Genomic DNA, 15221 nt, shown 5'->3' on the forward strand with positions numbered 1-15221 from the left:
GCGCGGATGTGGCGCTGAAAAGGCCGCTTTGGCATCAGAATTTGTTATGTCAGAGCAAAAAATGCTGAATTGACCGGCGCGGGTGGCGGCGTAGTCTCGCAGCATCGGAGGCTGATCCATGCAAACGCGCGCTCCCCTGTTTACGCCGGTTCTGATTGTCGGCTGTGTGATCATCGTCGTGAGTTTCGCGATCCGGTCGGCCTTTGGAGTCTTCCAGATCCCGATTGCCGAGGAGTTCGGCTGGCTGCGGGCCGAGTTCTCGCTGGCCATCGCCATTCAGAACCTCGCCTGGGGTGTCGGGCAGCCGCTCTTTGGCGCGCTGGCAGAGAAGATCGGCGACCGCAAGGCGATCATCCTCGGGGCGGTGATCTATGCGCTGGGGCTGGTGCTGTCGGCCTATTCCGTCACCCCCATCGAGCATCAGCTTTACGCCTGGCTCGTGGGCTTCGGCATCGCCGGGACAGGCTTTGGCGTGATCCTGGCCGTGGTTGGGCGCGCCGCTTCGGACGAGAACCGGTCGATGTCGCTGGCGATTGTCTCGGCGGCGGGTAGCGGCGGGCAGATCTTCGGCCCACCCCTTGCGCAGTGGATGCTGGGCTTCATGCCGTGGCAGAGCATCTTTCTGATCTTTGCGCTGTCGATCGTCCTCGTCCTGCTGCTTTTGCCGCTGATGCGCGCGCCCGAGCTTGCCAGCAAGAGCGAGCTGGAAGAGAGCATGGGCGAGATCCTGGTCAAGGCGTTCCGGGACCCAACCTACACCTTCATTTTCCTGGGCTTTTTCTCCTGCGGCTATCAGCTGGCCTTCATCACGGCGCATTTCCCCGCTTTCGTCGAAGAGCTCTGCGGCCCGATTGCGCCGGGCGGGATGCTCGACAGCATGGGGGTCAGCACCACCTCGGCGCTGGGCGCGGTGGCCCTATCGCTGATCGGCGTGGCCAATATCGGCGGCACGCTGCTGGCCGGCTGGCTGGGCAAGTATTACTCGAAGAAGTATCTGCTGGCGGGCATCTATCTGGGCCGCACGGTGGCCGCGGCGCTCTTCATCATCTTCCCGATCACGCCCACCAGCGTCATCCTCTTCGCCATCGTCATGGGCAGCCTGTGGCTCGCCACCATCCCGCTGACCTCCGGGCTCATCGCGCATATCTACGGTCTGCGGTACATGGGCACGCTTTACGGGATCATCTTCTTCAGTCACCAGCTGGGCAGCTTCATGGGTGCCTGGCTGGGCGGGCGGATGTACGACGTCTATGGCGATTACACCCTGGTCTGGTGGATCGGCGTGGGTGTGGGCGCCTTCAGCGCAATCATTCACCTGCCGATCCGGGAGCGCCGGCTGGAAGGGCTGCGCACCGCCTAGGCAGTGTCGCGAGAAAAGGCCTCAACCTGCGCCAACACATCGGCTGTGTGGGTGTAGGGCAAGCCATGGCCCGCGCCGGGGATCACGACGGTGCGAACCCGGTCGTTCCAGTCACGCAGCCGCTCGGCCGCCTGAAGTGAGATCACGGCGTCCTCCGCACCCCAGACCGCAAGCACCGGCACCTTCGCCGCTTTCAGCTGTCGGTGCTCGGCCTGCATGACCTGCGACAGGATCCCGCGCAGGCTCGCGCGCACGGCGGGGATAAATCCGCGCCAGGTCAGTTCGGCCGCCTGCAGCTTTCCGATCTCCTCGACGCTGCTGGGTTGACCGGCCTCGGCCCGGAGACCGCGGCGCAGGATCGCGGGATAGCGCGCAAGCATCAGCCACGCGCCAATCACCGGCGTGCGGGCCGCGAAGGCGATCAGACCGGTGACGACAGGCTCCATCCCCGCTGGCGCCAGAAGGATCAGCCTGCGCAGACGCTCTGGCTGCTCTGCCGCAAACCTTGCCGCGATGGCCCCACCCATGGAATACCCGATCAGGGTGATCTCGCCCTCGACACCCTGATCTGCGAGAAGGTCGTTCAGCTGGGTCTGGAAGAACCCGTGGTCCTGCGCGCCGGGCGGCCGGTCGGAGTACCCGCGCCCGTAGAGATCGTAGACCAGCACCCGAAACCCCATACCGGTCAAGCCTTTGGCCAGGCCGCCCCAGACAAAACTGGGTGTCGTCAGGCCATGCACGCAGACCACCACGGGCCCGCTGCCGCCGCCGTGCCAGCGATAGTGCGTCAGACCTTGCGACAGCTCTGTGAAAGCGCCCGGCGCCTCGGCGCGGGCCTTGGCGGTCATCGGTTTGCGGAGCGCTTCGACTGCGAACGGAAGGGCAACGACGACCGCCACCGCGGCCCAGATCACTGTCGCGCTGTCCATTGATCGAGGATGTAGCGGCTGGTCATCAGGTCGAGATGCGCGCCGCCGCCATTCTTGAAGAGCGTGATCTCGTCAGGCGTGTGTCGTCTGAAGGCGTCAAGCGCATAATAGTCGGCGACGATGTCGTCTTCGGTGATCACGCCGCTTGCCAGCGGGATCTTGAGCTCTCCGATATGCCCGATGGTGGTGTCACGGCTGTCGACGAAGAGGCGCGCGCGCTGCAGGGCCGTGTCGTCGACCTCACGCATATCCGGGCGGTAGGCGCCGATCAGATCGATATGCTGGCCGGGCTGCAGCCAGTCGCCGCGAATGAGCGGCTCGGTCGACATGGTGGCGCAGGTGATGATGTCCGCCCGGGCGATCGCGTCCTCCAGAGAGGACGCGACCTCCAGGCGGGGGATTTCGGCGGCGAGCGCCTCGGCGTTCGCCTGCGTCCGGTTCCAGACGGTGAACCGGGCTTGCGGAAAGGCCGCACCATAGGCGGCGTGCAGCCCACGCGCCTGTGTGCCCGCGCCTATGATCAGGATGCGTTCGCTGTCTGGCCGCGCAAGACGCCGCGCGGCCAGCAGGCTGTCTCCGGCTGTTTTCCACTTGGTGACCAGATGAAAGTCGATGATCGCGTCAAGCGTGCCGTCCTGATCGGAGAACAGCATCACCCCGCCGTTGATCGAAGAGGCGCTGCGCGCCGTGTTCCCGGGAAAGACAGTGGCGCATTTCACCGCCAGCCCCAGCCCGTCGATCCAGGCGGATCGGTTCAGCAGCGTGTCGGGATCGCGATAAAGAAACGTGTCGGCAATCTCCGCCTTTGGCAGCCTGTGGCCGTCGGCCAGCGCGTCGGTCAAGGCGACCCAGTCGAGCAGCGCGTCGCCCTCGGCGAAAGGGATCACCGGGGCGGTCATGCCGCCTCGGCCTCCGTCAACAGGCCTGCCTGCACCAGCCGCGCCGCCCATCCCTCCGGCCCTTCGAAGAGATGCGTCTGCCAGCCCCGCGATGCGGCCACGGCGATGTTCTCGGCCCGGTCGTCGGTGAACACCAGATCAGCCCCGCTGAGGCCGGAGCTGTCTTCAAGCTGCGCATAGATGTTCGGGCTGGGCTTCGTCACCCGCATGTGGCCCGAGATGAAATCGCGGTCGAACTCGTGCAGAAACGGGTAGTGTGTGGCGGCGAAATCATAGCTTTCGACGCCGAAATTGGTGAGCGAGAAGACGGGCACGCCATTGCGCTGCAACGCCTTCATCAGCCGCACGGAATGGTCGATGGCGGGCGAGGCCATCTCGATCCAGCGGTCGTGCCACATGCGGATTTCCTCGCGCCACTCGGGCGTGGCCTCGGCCTGTGCATAGATCGTGTCGGTGAAATGCGCGCCCCGGTCCACACGCTCGTTCATACCTTTCAGGTCTACGGAGGCGAACATGGCGCGGCGGCGATCTTCTCCGATGACCGCATCGTAGAACCGCTCGGGCTGCCATTCGATCAACACGTTCCCGATATCAAAAACCACGGCCTTCGGCTGCATGCATGCCTCGTCAAAAGTCGTTTTGAATCAATTGGTTGTCTTTGCGGCGCGTAGGGTGCGCTCCAGTGCATCCAGAAAACGCGAGCGGTCGGCCTTTGTAAAGCCCTTGCCGCCGCCTTGCCGGAAGGGATCAGCGGCGCGCAGGTCTGCCATCAGGTCCCGCGTGGCCAGCACATTGCCGATATTCGCTTGCGTCAGCGCCTCGCCAGTGTGCTTGAGAACCTGCGCGCCGGCCTCGATGCACTTCGCCGCAAGCGGAATGTCTCCAGTGACCACAACATCCCCCGCGCCGCAGCGCTCGGCGATCCACATGTCCGCCACGTCGGGGCCGTCCGGCACAATCACCGTCTCGACCAGCGGGTTTTGCGAAGGGCGGAGCCCGCCGTTGGAGACCACATACATCTTAACGCGATGCCGCGTCGCGACCCTCTCCGCCTCGGCCTTCACCGGGCAGGCATCCGCGTCGATGTACAGCGCCGTCATGCGTAGAGCGCGTCGGCGTGGAAGGCCACATGTTCCTCCATGAAGGTCGAGACGAAGAAATAGCTGTGGTCATAGCCTGGCTGCATCCGCAATGTGGCCTGCTGGCGACGGGCCGCTGTGGCTTCGGCCAGCGCCTCGGGCTTCAATAGGTCGATGAACTGATCGTTTGTGCCAGTGTCGATCAGGATCGGCCCGTCGAACCCCTTCTCTCGCATCAACAAGGTGGCGTCATGCGCCGCCCAGGTCTCTTCATTGGTCCCCAGATATGCAGAGAGCTGCTTGCGGCCCCAATCACTCGCGGTGGGGTTGGAGATCGGGGCAAAAGCCGAGACCGAGCGAAAGCGCCCCGGCAGCGACATCGCCATGGTCAAGGCGCCATGCCCGCCCATGGAGTGCCCGGTGATCGCCTGCCGCTCCATATCCAGCGCAAAGGAATGGTCCAGCACCCTGGTCAACTCTTCTGTGACATAGTCCCACATCTGGAAATGCGCAGCCCAGGGTGCTTCGGTTGCGTTGACGTAGAACCCAGCGCCTTGCCCGAGGTCATAGGCTTCGTCATCGGCCACGACCTCACCGCGTGGCGAGGTGTCGGGGAAGACAAGTGCGATACCCTGCTCTGCGGCCCAGGCCTGCGCGCCTGCCTTGGTCATCGCGTTCTCATGTGTGCAGGTCAGCCCGGAAAGATACCACAGCAGCGGCACCGGCCCGTCGGCCGCCTCCTGCGGCAGAAAGAGCCCGAAGGTCATGTCACAGGCGCAGACCTTGGAGGCATGGGTGTAAACCCCCTGGGTGCCGCCGAAGCAGGCGTTTTCCGAGATGGTTTGCATGGGCGGGCTCCTTTTTGACGTGATGGATGGCTAACCCGCGTGCAACCTGCGGGCAATAGCCACCTTAGGCTGGGGCAACCGCAGCAATAATTCCGCTGACAGTCACGATGCTGATCATTGTCGAGACGAGGATCGCCGCCGACACGCGATGCGGGGCGACGCCGTAGTGTTGCGCGAGGATATAGACATTGCCCGCGACCGGCAGAGCCGCGGCGGCGATGATCACAGCAGCGAAGTAGGGATCGGCGGGGAAGAGATAAAGCACCCCGATGGCCACGAAGAGCGGATGCAGCCCCAGCTTGCAAAAGCTGAGCCAGCCTGCGATCTGCAACCGCTCGGCCGATTTGCTGGCGAGCGAGGCACCAATGGCGAAGAGCGCGCCGGGCGTTGCAGCTGCGCCAAGGATGGCCAGAAACTCATTCGCGGGCACGGGGATAGGCAAGTCGTAGACCGACCAGATCAGCCCCGCCACGATCGAGACGATCATCGGGTTCCTGATCAGCCCCAGCCCCACGGTGCGCAGGATGCCGAAGCTCAGCCGCCCGTCGCGCGACCCGGTGATCAGGATCACGATCAGGCTGGAGAAGACGATAAGGTCCACCGCCAGCGCCATCATGATCGGCCCAATCGCGGCCTCGCCCATCAGCAGCGTCAGCATCGGCACGCCAAGGAAGCCCACATTGCCGATCGCGGCGCATTGCGCTTCGACGGCCGTGGTGGCGACGTCGAGCTTGCGCAGGTACCCCAACAGCGTGGCGACCAGATAGACGGCGAGGGTACCGGCAAGGTAACCGGCCACGAGATTGGGGTCCCAGACGTCGTCGAACGACAGATTGGCCGCGAAGCGAAACAGCATCGCCGTCAGCGCGAAGTAGAACACGAATTTGGTGAGGTAAGCCGTGGCCTCTTCGGTGAAGAACCGAGTGTAGCCCGCCCAATATCCCAGACCGATCAGCGCAAAGAAGGGAACGGTCTTGAGAAAGATGTCAACCATGGAAGGTTGTTAGAGCCTGCCGCAGCACTCCGCAAGCTAGCCCGATCCGATCAGAACGCCGGCACCGAAGACCAGTGCGCCGCCGCACACGACCTGGAGCGTGGCGCGCCAGAAGGGTGTTTCCATGTAGCGGTTCTGGATCCAGGCAATGGCCCAGAGCTCGACAAACACTACTGCGATGGCGATCACGGTTGCGGTCCAGAAATCGGTGATGAGATAGGGCAGCGCGTGGCCCAGACCGCCCACGGTGGTCATGATGCCCGAGGCGAAGCCGCGCTTGATCGGCGATCCGCGCCCGGACAGTTGCCCATCATCCGATGCGGCTTCGGTGAACCCCATGGAGATGCCGGCCCCCACCGACGCGGCCAGCCCGACAAGGAAGGTCGTCCAGGTGTCCTGGGTGGCAAAGGCGGTGGCGAAAATCGGCGCGAGCGTCGAGACCGAGCCATCCATCAGCCCCGCAAGCCCCGGCTGGACCCAGGTCAGCAGGAACTGCCTGCGGGCCGTCCGGTCCTCGGTCTCGCGCGCTTCACCACCCAGATGGCGGGCTTCGAGGTCGCTTGCCGCGGCCTGATGTCCCGCCTCGGCGGCGGCAAGATCGCCCAGAAGCCTGCGCGTCTCGGCGTCGGTCGTTTTCGCGGCGGCCGCGAGATAGAAGGCTTGCGCGTCGCGCTCCATCGCCTCGGCCTCCGCACGGATGCGGTCAAGCCCCAGGTTTTCAACCAGCCAGATCGGTCGGCGGTGGTAATAGCCCGCGATATGCTCGCGCCGGATCAGCGGAATAACATCCCCGAACCGGGCCTTGTGCCGGTCGATCAGCCGCTGCCGATGCTCGTCCTCCTCCGTCGCCATACCGTCGAACACCGCGGCAGAATCGGGAAAATCGGGGCGCAGATGCTCTGCATAGCCGCGATAGATGCGCGCGTCGTCTTCCTCGGACGAGATTGCCAAAGCCAGCATTTGTTGCTCGCTCAGATCTTGGAAGCGCTTGTTCGAAAAGGAAAACCGCATGATGTGCACCCTATATCTTAGAACCATTCTAATGTTGGTGAAAAGATCGGGCAACCGCCTTTGCGCCAGGTCAGACCGAATTTTGCTTGGAACTGAACCGTTCGGTTTATACTGTGGGACAGCTGAACCCGGGGGGTCTATGACATCAACAGCCGAAATCATCCGCAAGGGTCGCAAGTTCGATCAGGTCCTTGAGGGTGCGCGGCAGGTCTTCATGGCGGACGGATTCGAAGGAGCCAGCGTGGACGAGATCGCCCGTGTGGCCAACGTCTCAAAGGCGACGCTCTACAGCTATTTCCCGGACAAGCGGTTGCTGTTCATGGAGGTGGCCACGAGCGAGTGCCAGCGGCAGGCGGACGATGCGCTGAGCCGGATCGACGTGAGCGCGGCACCGGAACAGGTGTTGCAGCAGACCGGGCGGCACTTCCTGCGCTTCATCACCTCGAAGTTCGGGCAGCAGATCTTCCGCATCTGCGTCGCGGAATCGGACCGGTTTCCTGAGTTGGGTCAGAAGTTCTACAACTCCGGTCCTGCCGTGATGCGCGCCGAGATGGCCGCCTACTTCGAGCAGGCGGAGGCCCGGGGGGAATTGCGGATCGAAGACCGCGCCCTTGCGGCAGACCAGTTCGGCGAGCTGTGCAAGGCCGATGTGTGGCCGCGACTGATCTTCGGCATGACGAAAACGGTCACGCCCGAAGAGATCGAACGCGTGGTCGATGGGGCGGTGAAGACTTTCATGGCACGCTACGGTGTTTGAGGCCCGCCGGTTGGACCGGACCGGTGTGCGGCAGGGGCGGTTGGCTGTGCGCCGAGAGGGCTTGATTTGTGCGCGTATCGGGGCAAAGCTGATGCCATGAACATCCCGGTGCCACCGTCCAACACCCTGCATCAGTTTCCGCCGCAGCAGGTCGCTTTCCATCGTACGGAACTTTCGGTGATCCTCTCGCTTTACGGTCGATTCGTCGCTGCGGGAGAGTGGCGCGACTATGGGATCTCCTGTCTACGGGACGTGGCCGTGTTCTCGGTATTTCGGCGCACGGCGGAAAATCCGATCTACCGGATCGAAAAACGCCCACGGATGCGGGATAAGCAGGGGATGTATGCGGTCGTCGGTATGGACGGGCAGATCCTGCGGCGGGGCCATGACCTGAAGACGGTGCTGCGTGTCCTCGAACGCAAGCTGATCCGCGCGGTAGACTAGCGTTTCTCAAACGGAGGCCCGTGCCGGGCCACATGATGTTTGCAAGCGCCTCCGGCGCTTGCGTTGGGCGCATTCGTCAACCGTCGGGCAAAGACAGGCGCTTATGCAGTGTGACCGGCCCGTCGCCTTGGGCGGCGATGCGATCGATCGCCTGGTCGATGGGCTCCTCCGCGACGGACATATGCCCGGCGTTGGCGTGCAGAAGCGTCTCGGAGGTCTGGACCCAGGCGACATGGCCATCCCAGAACAGAAGGTCGTTGCGTTCGTAGGGCGTGCCCGGCGGTAGCGATCTGCCCAGCTCTTTGGCCTGCTGATCGCTGTCGCCTGGGCAGGACAGCCCGCAGGCGAGGCAGGCGATCTGGACCAGACCGGAACAGTCGATACCCCAGGCGCTGTTGCCGCCCCAAAGATAGGGCGTACTGAGGAAAAGCCCGGCCACCGCAGCCGGATCGGTCGCCACATCGCTGGTGCGATGCAGATGCTGGCGGGGGATGTGGCCCAACTCGGTTTCGATGAAGGTCGCGGTTTCCGACAGGGCGGTGATCTGGCTGCCGAAGGAGAGGCTGTGCTGCTCGGGCGACTTCAGGTCTGGTTCTGTGTAAGCATGTGTGGCGCGGGCCGTCACCTTATGCGTGGCCGGCGTGACCGACCCGAGGCTGTCACTTGGCAAGTAGCCGCAATAGCCGTCTTTCGCGGCGCATACGAGGCTCCAGCCGTCCGCGTGATGCAGGACGGTCACCTCATCGCCGTAGAGCAACTGCCGGTCGCGCGAACCATCTGGCTGGCGCCGAAGGTCGACGAGGGGTGCAGTGACCCGCTTCGGCTCGGACAGGACCGCGAGGGCGGGATCGGGGCTGACGCGTGGGTCGGTCACGGGCTGCTCATCTCGGCGAACACCCGCAATAAGGCCCGGGTGGCCTGACCGACACCGCCTTTTGGTCGCCCGGGCGCATCCGAAGGCTGCCAGCCGTAGATGTCGAAATGCGCATAGGGCGTCTGTTCGACAAATCGCCGCAGGAAGAGTGCCGCAGTGATCGAGCCTGCGAAGCCCCCCTTCGGCGCGTTGTCGAGATCGGCGATGCCGGGTTCGATCAGCGGCTCGTACGGCGTATGGAATGGCATGCGCCAGACCGGATCGGCCTGTGTTTCTGCCGCATTCTCGAGCCGGGTCACGAAGTCCGCATCATCGCAATAGTATGGCGCGAGGTCGGGCCCGACAGCCACCCGCGCGGCCCCGGTCAGCGTGGCCATTGACACAATCAGATCCGGATCGTCCTCTTGCGCCAGGGCCAGCGCATCGGCCAGAACGAGGCGGCCCTCGGCATCGGTGTTGTTGATCTCGACCGTCAGCCCTTTGCGCGAAGTCAGGATGTCGCCGGGCCGAAAAGCGTTGCCCGAGACGGCGTTCTCCACGGCGGGGATCAGCACGCGCAACTGCAGGGGCAAGCCGCTCGCCATGATCATCTGCGCCAGGCCCAGAACGGCTGCAGCGCCCCCCATGTCCTTCTTCATCAACGCCATGGACGCGCCGGGTTTCAGGTTCAGACCGCCGGTGTCGAAGCAGACGCCTTTGCCGACCAGGGTGATGCGTGGCCCGGCGTCGCCCCAGCGCAGGTCGATCAGGCGCGGCTCGCGATGCGCGGCGCGCCCGACCGTGTGGATCAGCGGAAAGTTGTCCGCCAGCAGATCCTCGCCCAGGATCACCCGGATCCGGGCATCGTGCCGCGCGGCCAGATCCTGCGCCGCCTCTTCCAGCGCGTCTGGCCCCATATCGGAGGCCGGCGTATTGATGAGATCGCGCGTCAGCGCTTCGCCCATGGCGATGGCGGCGACGGCATTAGCATCTATTCCGCCAGGCGCGACGAGCGCCGCAGCCATCGGGGACTGGTCCTTGTAGCGGTCGAAGCGGTAGCCTGCGAGCAGCCAGCCCAGAGCTTCGACTTCGGCCATCTCCTCGGGCAGACCCGAGGCGATCTGGTAGGTTCCCTTTGGAAGCTTTGCCGCTGCGGCGGCCAAGTGAAAGCGCGCGCGTGCCCTGCTCTTGTCGGTGCCGAAGCCAACGATAGCCCCCGCAGGCGTGCCATCGGCTCCGGGCACGGAAATCGCCTGTCCCAGCGCTCCCTTGAAGTCGAGCGCGTCGATCCAGGCGCCGATTTCGGCGGGTTGCGCCTCGCGCCAGGTCTCGAAGCTGTCCTGATCGACGATGTGGAGGGGGCGTGCCGTGTCAGTGGGGTCGGCGAAGAGCGGAAGCGGCATGGGCGCGGGCCTTGTTGGGAGCGATGTGCTCAGCCTAGCCTGTCATGCCCGCCGCGCAAGACGTCAGATGGTGATGTCCTGCAAGTCCCAGATCGCGGTCAGCGATTGCTCGCCAATCCGAATGAGCCGTGCGAGGGTCGCAGCCACGGCAGGACCGTCGCCTGCATCGATGGCGCAGATCACGTCGCCGGCCACGCGGGTCAGCGCGTGCATCCCGATCTGATCCCCGATGGCGATGAGAGAGCGGGCGCATTTGCGCAATTCATCCAGGTTTCGTGCAGAGTGGAGGCGGCTGCAATGTGACAGGCGCAAGGCCATTTCTTCCATGGCCCGGCACACGACGTCTTCGGCGCCGGCGTGACCCAGTTCCGCATAGAGTGCGGCCAGCCGATCCTGATCGACGTGCACGGTTTCCTTCAGCCCGATTTTCAGGACTTGATCCATTGTACTCACCCTTCGATGCCCCCACGGCACGCGAGCGTTATGCCGCGCAAACCTATCCAAAGTGTTGAGAGCACGGGCGCTTTTCCCTCGAATTCTATGTGAATTCGGTATAACCCAGCGCACAAAAAGACGAACGGGACAGTTATGGATGACGTAAAGCCGCTGCCGAGCTATCTGGTGCAGCGATATCATGGCTGGAAAGCAACCGGCTATGCGGACAACAAGGCCTGGTATCGCCATCTTGCAACAGAAGGCCAGCATCCGCGGGCGATGGTGATTTCCTGCTGTGACAGCCGCGTCAATGCCATTTCCATCTTCGGGGCCGATCAGGGCGAGTTCTTCATCCACCGCAACATCGCCAATCTGGTGCCACCGTTTCGGCCGGATGGCGACTATCACGGGACCTCAGCAGCGGTGGAATACGCCGTCGATGTGTTGCATGTTGCGCATCTGATTGTGCTGGGCCATTCCAACTGCGGCGGTGTGAAGGGGTGCATCGAGATGTGCCGCGGGAACGCGCCTGATCTGGAGGAAGAGACCAGCTTCGTCGGGCGCTGGATGGATATTCTGCGTCCGAAGTACGCGCTGGTGGCTGACGAAAAAGATGCTGCGCTGCAGGCTCAACAGCTTGAAAAACAAGCGGTTCTCGTCAGCCTTGAGAACCTTCTGACCTTCCCGTTCGTCAGCGAGAAGGTCAAGGGTGGCGGGCTGACCCTGCATGGCCTATGGACGGATATTGGCGACGGGGGGCTCGAGTTCTTCAACCCCCACACGAAGGCGTTTCAGATCGTCTAGCAACACGCGCCCGCGGCGGGTCCAGGAGTAGCCCATGGAACAGATCCTCTCATTGGCGGCGACGAACCTGTTGTCGCCCATCATCCTGTCCTTCGCCCTGGGGGTGACGGCCGCGCTCGCGCGCTCGGATCTGAGTGTGCCGGAAGCGGCTGCCAAGGCCTTGTCCATCTATCTGCTCTTCGCGATCGGGTTCAAAGGTGGTGTGAGCGTCTCCTCTCACGGCATCGATGCGAAACTGGGGCTGACACTGGTGGCTGGCGTGGTGTTGTCCGCCGCACTTCCACTCATCGCTTTCGCACTTTTGCAGGTGATGACACGGCTCAGCCGGTTGGATGCCGCCGCGGTTGCAGCCCACTATGGCTCGATCTCGATCGTCACCTTCGTGGCCGCGACCTCGGTGCTGGAAAGCAGCGGTATCACCTCGGAAGGCTATATGGTGGCCGTCGCCGCGGCGATGGAGGCGCCTGCCATCCTCTCTGCACTCTGGCTCATCTCGCGCAACGGGACCGGCCAGCGGATGGACAGCGACCTCTGGCGTGAAATCCTGCTCAATGGCTCGATTGTGCTGCTTGTCGGGTCGTTCTTCATCGGCTGGGCGACCGGAGAGGACGGGCTGACGGAGATCTCCAGCTTCATCGTGGCGCCGTTCAAGGGCGTGCTGTGTCTTTTCCTTCTGGACATGGGGCTTGTGGCCGGGCGCGGGTTGCGCACGCGCAGCGACGTGCTGCGCCCTGGCGTGCTTGCCTTCGGTCTTCTGATGCCGGTGATTGGCAGTCTTTGCGGGCTCGGTGCAGGCCTCTTGCTGGGGCTCTCCTCCGGTGGCGTGGCGCTGATGATGGTGCTCTCGGCCTCGGCGTCCTACATCGCGGTGCCGGCGGCCATGCGCGTGGCGCTGCCCGAGGCCAATCCGTCGATCTATCTCACGCTGTCGCTCGGCGTGACCTTTCCTTTCAACCTCACTCTGGGCATTCCGCTGTATGTTGCGGTTGCCACAACCATGACAGGAGGCTGACCCATGCAGACGCATCAGGCCAAACGGGTCGAAATCACCATCGAAGCGATCATGCAGTCGCGCCTCACGGAGGCGCTGCTTTCGGCCGATGTGACCGGCTTTACCGTGCTGCCCGTCCTGGGCGGGTCCGGGCGATCCGGAGCATGGACGAGGGCGGGCGAGATCGGACGGGCGAGCGGCATGGTGCAGGTCATCTGCATCATTCGCCCCGAGCGTCTCGACAAGTTGCTCGACGCGGCCTTCGACGTGGTCGAGCGTCACATCGGCGTGGTCACAATAGTTGATTGCGAAGTGCTTCGGGCCGAGCGTTTTTAACACTTTGTAAACCAGAATTAAGGAAATGTCGGTCGCATGACCAGCCGTACCGTTTCGATTCAATTGCCCGCCGATCTGGCCCTCGCCGTGCATGACCTCGCGACCGAACGCGAGGGGACCGTTGCAAAGCTCGTGGAAGAGGTTCTGGTTGCGCATCTTGCCGCGCACAGGCGTCAGAAGAAGAAGTCCGAGATCGTCGATCCGAGGCTGGCCTTCGCCCTGCAAAGACTGCTGTTCCGGGATATGGCCGAGGCCAAGAGCTGGGAAGATCTGGATGCGCGGCTCAGCCGTCACGGCTATTTTCTGAAGATTGCCTGGGGCGGGCTGTCGCTGCACACCGAGACGAGTGGACAGAAGCTCTGCAACACCTCCGATTTGGGCTTTTCCTACGTCACTTTCCTGCGTCGCTTCGGACCTGGAAAACCGAAGGACCCACGCGAGACCTGAGCCCTATCCGCCCTCCTGCGGCCTGCCACGTGATAGGCACGCGCCGATCATAGTGTCGCAGGTATGCAACATCGTGACATCATCGCTACATACCTTCCCCCGGCGGCTTGTATCTGGCCGGGAAGAGCCTATGTGCGCCATACGAGGCGATGAGCACCGAGACCGGAAGCGCCGCCCGCGAAGACAAGACGCTCTACCCCTACCAAAAAACAGAATACCCAGTTTTCAGCCAGATCCTGCCTTCGTGGGAAGGACAGCGATCTCCTGTCCAAAGGACACAACCATGATCAAGACCACCACCCTTTCCGCCCTCATGATCTCCTCAGCCGCTCTGGCCTATGCTGGAAACCTCGAGCCGGCACCCGCCGAGCCCGTCGTCTTCGAACCGGCAGCCGTCGCCGCGCCGTTCTGGGCTGGCGGTTACGCCGGCGTTCAGCTTGGCTACGTCTACAGCGAATTCGACCTCGGCAGCGCGACGAGCCCCGACGATTTCGACGATGACAGCGTCATCGGCGGGTTCAACTTCGGCTATCTTTGGGAGCTCAACAACGGCTGGCACATCGGCCCGGAGTTCCAGTATGACTTCGCAGACGTCTCCGTTGCCGATGCAGGCACCGGCGACACCGCATCCTTCGACGAGATCGCCCGTCTGAAGCTGATCGTCGGTCGCGAAGTTGGCCAAGGCCTCGTCTACGGCAGCGCTGGCATTGCCTATGCCTCCTTCGACGATGTGGGTACGATTTTTGACGGGTTCGACGGCAGCGACACGAACTACGTTCTCGGCTTCGGCTACGATCACCGCCTCGGCGAGAATTGGACGCTCGGTGGCGAGTATATGTACCACGCGTTCAACGGTGTGGGCGCGTCGGGTGGTGACGTCGATGTGAACACGCTTCACGTGAAGGCGACATACCGCTTCTGATGCCAGGCCGGTCCTCCCGGACCGCCTCCCAGCAGGCTGAATACAAGGAGCCCGGCGACGCTTTTGCGTGGCCGGGCTCCTTCGAGTTTGGCGGCGGGCCGCAATTGGCGCCTTGCAAAGCCGAAGGCCTAGGTTCGGATTGTACCAGCCGGGCCGCCCGACATCCCCTCGAAGGTCCAGGACTGGTGCACGGACACGGCACCGGCCAACCCAGGGTCCCAGACGCGTTCGGTCTTGACCCGCCAGCGGTATTCTAAGGAGACGCCGCGGAAGACCGGCGCCGGCAGCGTGAACGTGATCAGGGCGTAGAGCGCGGGCATCGCGATCGCATAAGCCAACAGAAAGCGGCAAAGTGCCCACCGCCCGAGAGGAAGAAGGCCGCCAGCACTTCATTGGTCATCCGCGGTCTGATGATCGGGCCCACATTGTCGGAAAGAACGGATCAGTTCGTCCCAAACTGAGAGGACATCACGATGCCCGAGGCGACGCTCATGCCGAAGGCGACCGCGAAGATTTCCTTCCATTGGGTGAAGAGTGTCAGAAAAGTCTCATCGCCTGTCCGCAGTCAAAGTGCGTTGAGAATGGCGAGCTAGCTTGCCAAAACGATCGAGACTACCGGAAAAACGATGTGCAACGAAACCGTGAACGCAAACTGCACACGCGCGCGCGTTCCACCGCTGAACCCTTTCAGTGCGACGCTGCCTTTTGT

At 63.4% G+C, this 15221-nt stretch carries 19 protein-coding genes and 1 pseudogene; 8 read left to right on the forward strand and 12 right to left on the reverse strand.

Annotated elements, in window-relative coordinates:
- Positions 1-118 precede the first annotated feature (118 nt).
- A complete protein-coding gene (locus MUB52_RS01765; RefSeq protein WP_263842462.1) occupies positions 119-1360 on the forward strand; it encodes an MFS transporter in 1242 nt (413 codons plus the stop codon).
- Here the strand turns inward: MUB52_RS01765 and MUB52_RS01770 are convergent.
- The 7 genes from MUB52_RS01770 to mbfA form a co-directional block, all read right to left on the reverse strand.
- Positions 1357-2289, reverse strand: a complete 933-nt coding sequence (locus tag MUB52_RS01770) for an alpha/beta fold hydrolase (RefSeq protein WP_263842463.1) — start codon at positions 2287-2289, stop codon at positions 1357-1359. The genes MUB52_RS01765 and MUB52_RS01770 overlap by 4 nt on opposite strands.
- Positions 2271-3188, reverse strand: a complete 918-nt coding sequence (locus MUB52_RS01775) for an ornithine cyclodeaminase family protein (protein ID WP_263842464.1) — start codon at positions 3186-3188, stop codon at positions 2271-2273. Before MUB52_RS01775 ends, MUB52_RS01770 begins: the two co-directional genes overlap by 19 nt.
- On the reverse strand, positions 3185-3805 hold the full coding sequence (locus MUB52_RS01780; protein WP_263842465.1) for an HAD family hydrolase: 621 nt from the start codon (positions 3803-3805) through the stop codon (positions 3185-3187). The genes MUB52_RS01775 and MUB52_RS01780 overlap by 4 nt, the downstream gene beginning before the upstream one ends.
- Before the next feature lie 27 nt (positions 3806-3832).
- Positions 3833-4288 carry a YaiI/YqxD family protein gene (locus MUB52_RS01785; RefSeq protein WP_263842466.1) on the reverse strand — a complete coding sequence of 152 codons (456 nt, stop codon included), beginning with the start codon at positions 4286-4288 and terminating at the stop codon, positions 3833-3835.
- The gene (fghA, locus tag MUB52_RS01790; RefSeq protein ID WP_263842467.1) at positions 4285-5115 is read right to left on the reverse strand and encodes an S-formylglutathione hydrolase; all 831 of its coding nucleotides are present in this window, start codon (positions 5113-5115) and stop codon (positions 4285-4287) included. Before fghA ends, MUB52_RS01785 begins: the two co-directional genes overlap by 4 nt.
- 64 nt (positions 5116-5179) lie before the next feature.
- Complete coding sequence (locus MUB52_RS01795; RefSeq protein ID WP_263842468.1) at positions 5180-6109, reverse strand: AEC family transporter; 930 nt, start codon at positions 6107-6109, stop codon at positions 5180-5182.
- A 36-nt stretch (positions 6110-6145) separates the two neighbouring features.
- A complete protein-coding gene (mbfA, locus tag MUB52_RS01800) occupies positions 6146-7120 on the reverse strand; it encodes an iron exporter MbfA (protein ID WP_263842469.1) in 975 nt (324 codons plus the stop codon).
- A gap of 139 nt (positions 7121-7259) precedes the next feature.
- Between mbfA and MUB52_RS01805 the strand changes: the two genes are divergently transcribed.
- Both MUB52_RS01805 and MUB52_RS01810 read left to right on the forward strand, forming a co-directional pair.
- The gene (locus tag MUB52_RS01805) at positions 7260-7877 is read left to right on the forward strand and encodes a TetR/AcrR family transcriptional regulator (protein ID WP_263842470.1); all 618 of its coding nucleotides are present in this window, start codon (positions 7260-7262) and stop codon (positions 7875-7877) included.
- A gap of 96 nt (positions 7878-7973) precedes the next feature.
- Positions 7974-8321: a DUF2794 domain-containing protein gene (locus MUB52_RS01810; protein ID WP_263842471.1), complete on the forward strand. Its 348-nt coding sequence runs from the start codon at positions 7974-7976 to the stop codon at positions 8319-8321.
- A 76-nt stretch (positions 8322-8397) separates the two neighbouring features.
- Here MUB52_RS01810 and MUB52_RS01815 read toward each other — a convergent pair whose 3' ends face one another.
- The 3 genes from MUB52_RS01815 to MUB52_RS01825 all read right to left on the reverse strand — a co-directional run bounded on the left by MUB52_RS01815 (position 8398) and on the right by MUB52_RS01825 (position 11021).
- A complete protein-coding gene (locus MUB52_RS01815) occupies positions 8398-9195 on the reverse strand; it encodes a C40 family peptidase (RefSeq protein WP_263842472.1) in 798 nt (265 codons plus the stop codon).
- Complete coding sequence (locus MUB52_RS01820; RefSeq protein ID WP_263842473.1) at positions 9192-10577, reverse strand: leucyl aminopeptidase family protein; 1386 nt, start codon at positions 10575-10577, stop codon at positions 9192-9194. The genes MUB52_RS01815 and MUB52_RS01820 overlap by 4 nt, the downstream gene beginning before the upstream one ends.
- 63 nt (positions 10578-10640) lie before the next feature.
- Positions 10641-11021 carry a hypothetical protein gene (locus MUB52_RS01825; RefSeq protein WP_263842474.1) on the reverse strand — a complete coding sequence of 127 codons (381 nt, stop codon included), beginning with the start codon at positions 11019-11021 and terminating at the stop codon, positions 10641-10643.
- 144 nt (positions 11022-11165) lie between these two features.
- On the opposite strand from MUB52_RS01825, the gene MUB52_RS01830 reads away from it, so the two are divergent.
- The 5 genes from MUB52_RS01830 to MUB52_RS01850 all read left to right on the forward strand — a co-directional run bounded on the left by MUB52_RS01830 (position 11166) and on the right by MUB52_RS01850 (position 14512).
- On the forward strand, positions 11166-11816 hold the full coding sequence (locus tag MUB52_RS01830; RefSeq protein ID WP_263842475.1) for a carbonic anhydrase: 651 nt from the start codon (positions 11166-11168) through the stop codon (positions 11814-11816).
- Between the two features lie 34 nt (positions 11817-11850).
- On the forward strand, positions 11851-12828 hold the full coding sequence (locus tag MUB52_RS01835; RefSeq protein WP_263842476.1) for a sodium-dependent bicarbonate transport family permease: 978 nt from the start codon (positions 11851-11853) through the stop codon (positions 12826-12828).
- A gap of 3 nt (positions 12829-12831) precedes the next feature.
- Entirely contained in the window at positions 12832-13143 is a 312-nt protein-coding gene (locus MUB52_RS01840; RefSeq protein ID WP_263842477.1) for a P-II family nitrogen regulator, read from the forward strand.
- 36 nt (positions 13144-13179) lie between these two features.
- On the forward strand, positions 13180-13590 hold the full coding sequence (locus MUB52_RS01845) for a hypothetical protein (RefSeq protein ID WP_263842478.1): 411 nt from the start codon (positions 13180-13182) through the stop codon (positions 13588-13590).
- Between the two features lie 283 nt (positions 13591-13873).
- Positions 13874-14512, forward strand: a complete 639-nt coding sequence (locus MUB52_RS01850) for an outer membrane protein (RefSeq protein WP_263842479.1) — start codon at positions 13874-13876, stop codon at positions 14510-14512.
- Positions 14513-14640: 128 nt separating this feature from the next.
- Here MUB52_RS01850 and MUB52_RS01855 read toward each other — a convergent pair whose 3' ends face one another.
- Complete coding sequence (locus MUB52_RS01855; protein ID WP_263842480.1) at positions 14641-14832, reverse strand: hypothetical protein; 192 nt, start codon at positions 14830-14832, stop codon at positions 14641-14643.
- A gap of 38 nt (positions 14833-14870) precedes the next feature.
- A pseudogene (locus tag MUB52_RS01860) lies at positions 14871-15203 on the reverse strand (cytochrome ubiquinol oxidase subunit I); the annotation flags it as partial.
- Positions 15204-15221: the final 18 nt, after the last annotated feature.

This window comes from Roseobacter sinensis, assembly GCF_025755255.1.
Taxonomy (GTDB): Bacteria; Pseudomonadota; Alphaproteobacteria; order Rhodobacterales; family Rhodobacteraceae; genus Roseobacter; species Roseobacter sinensis.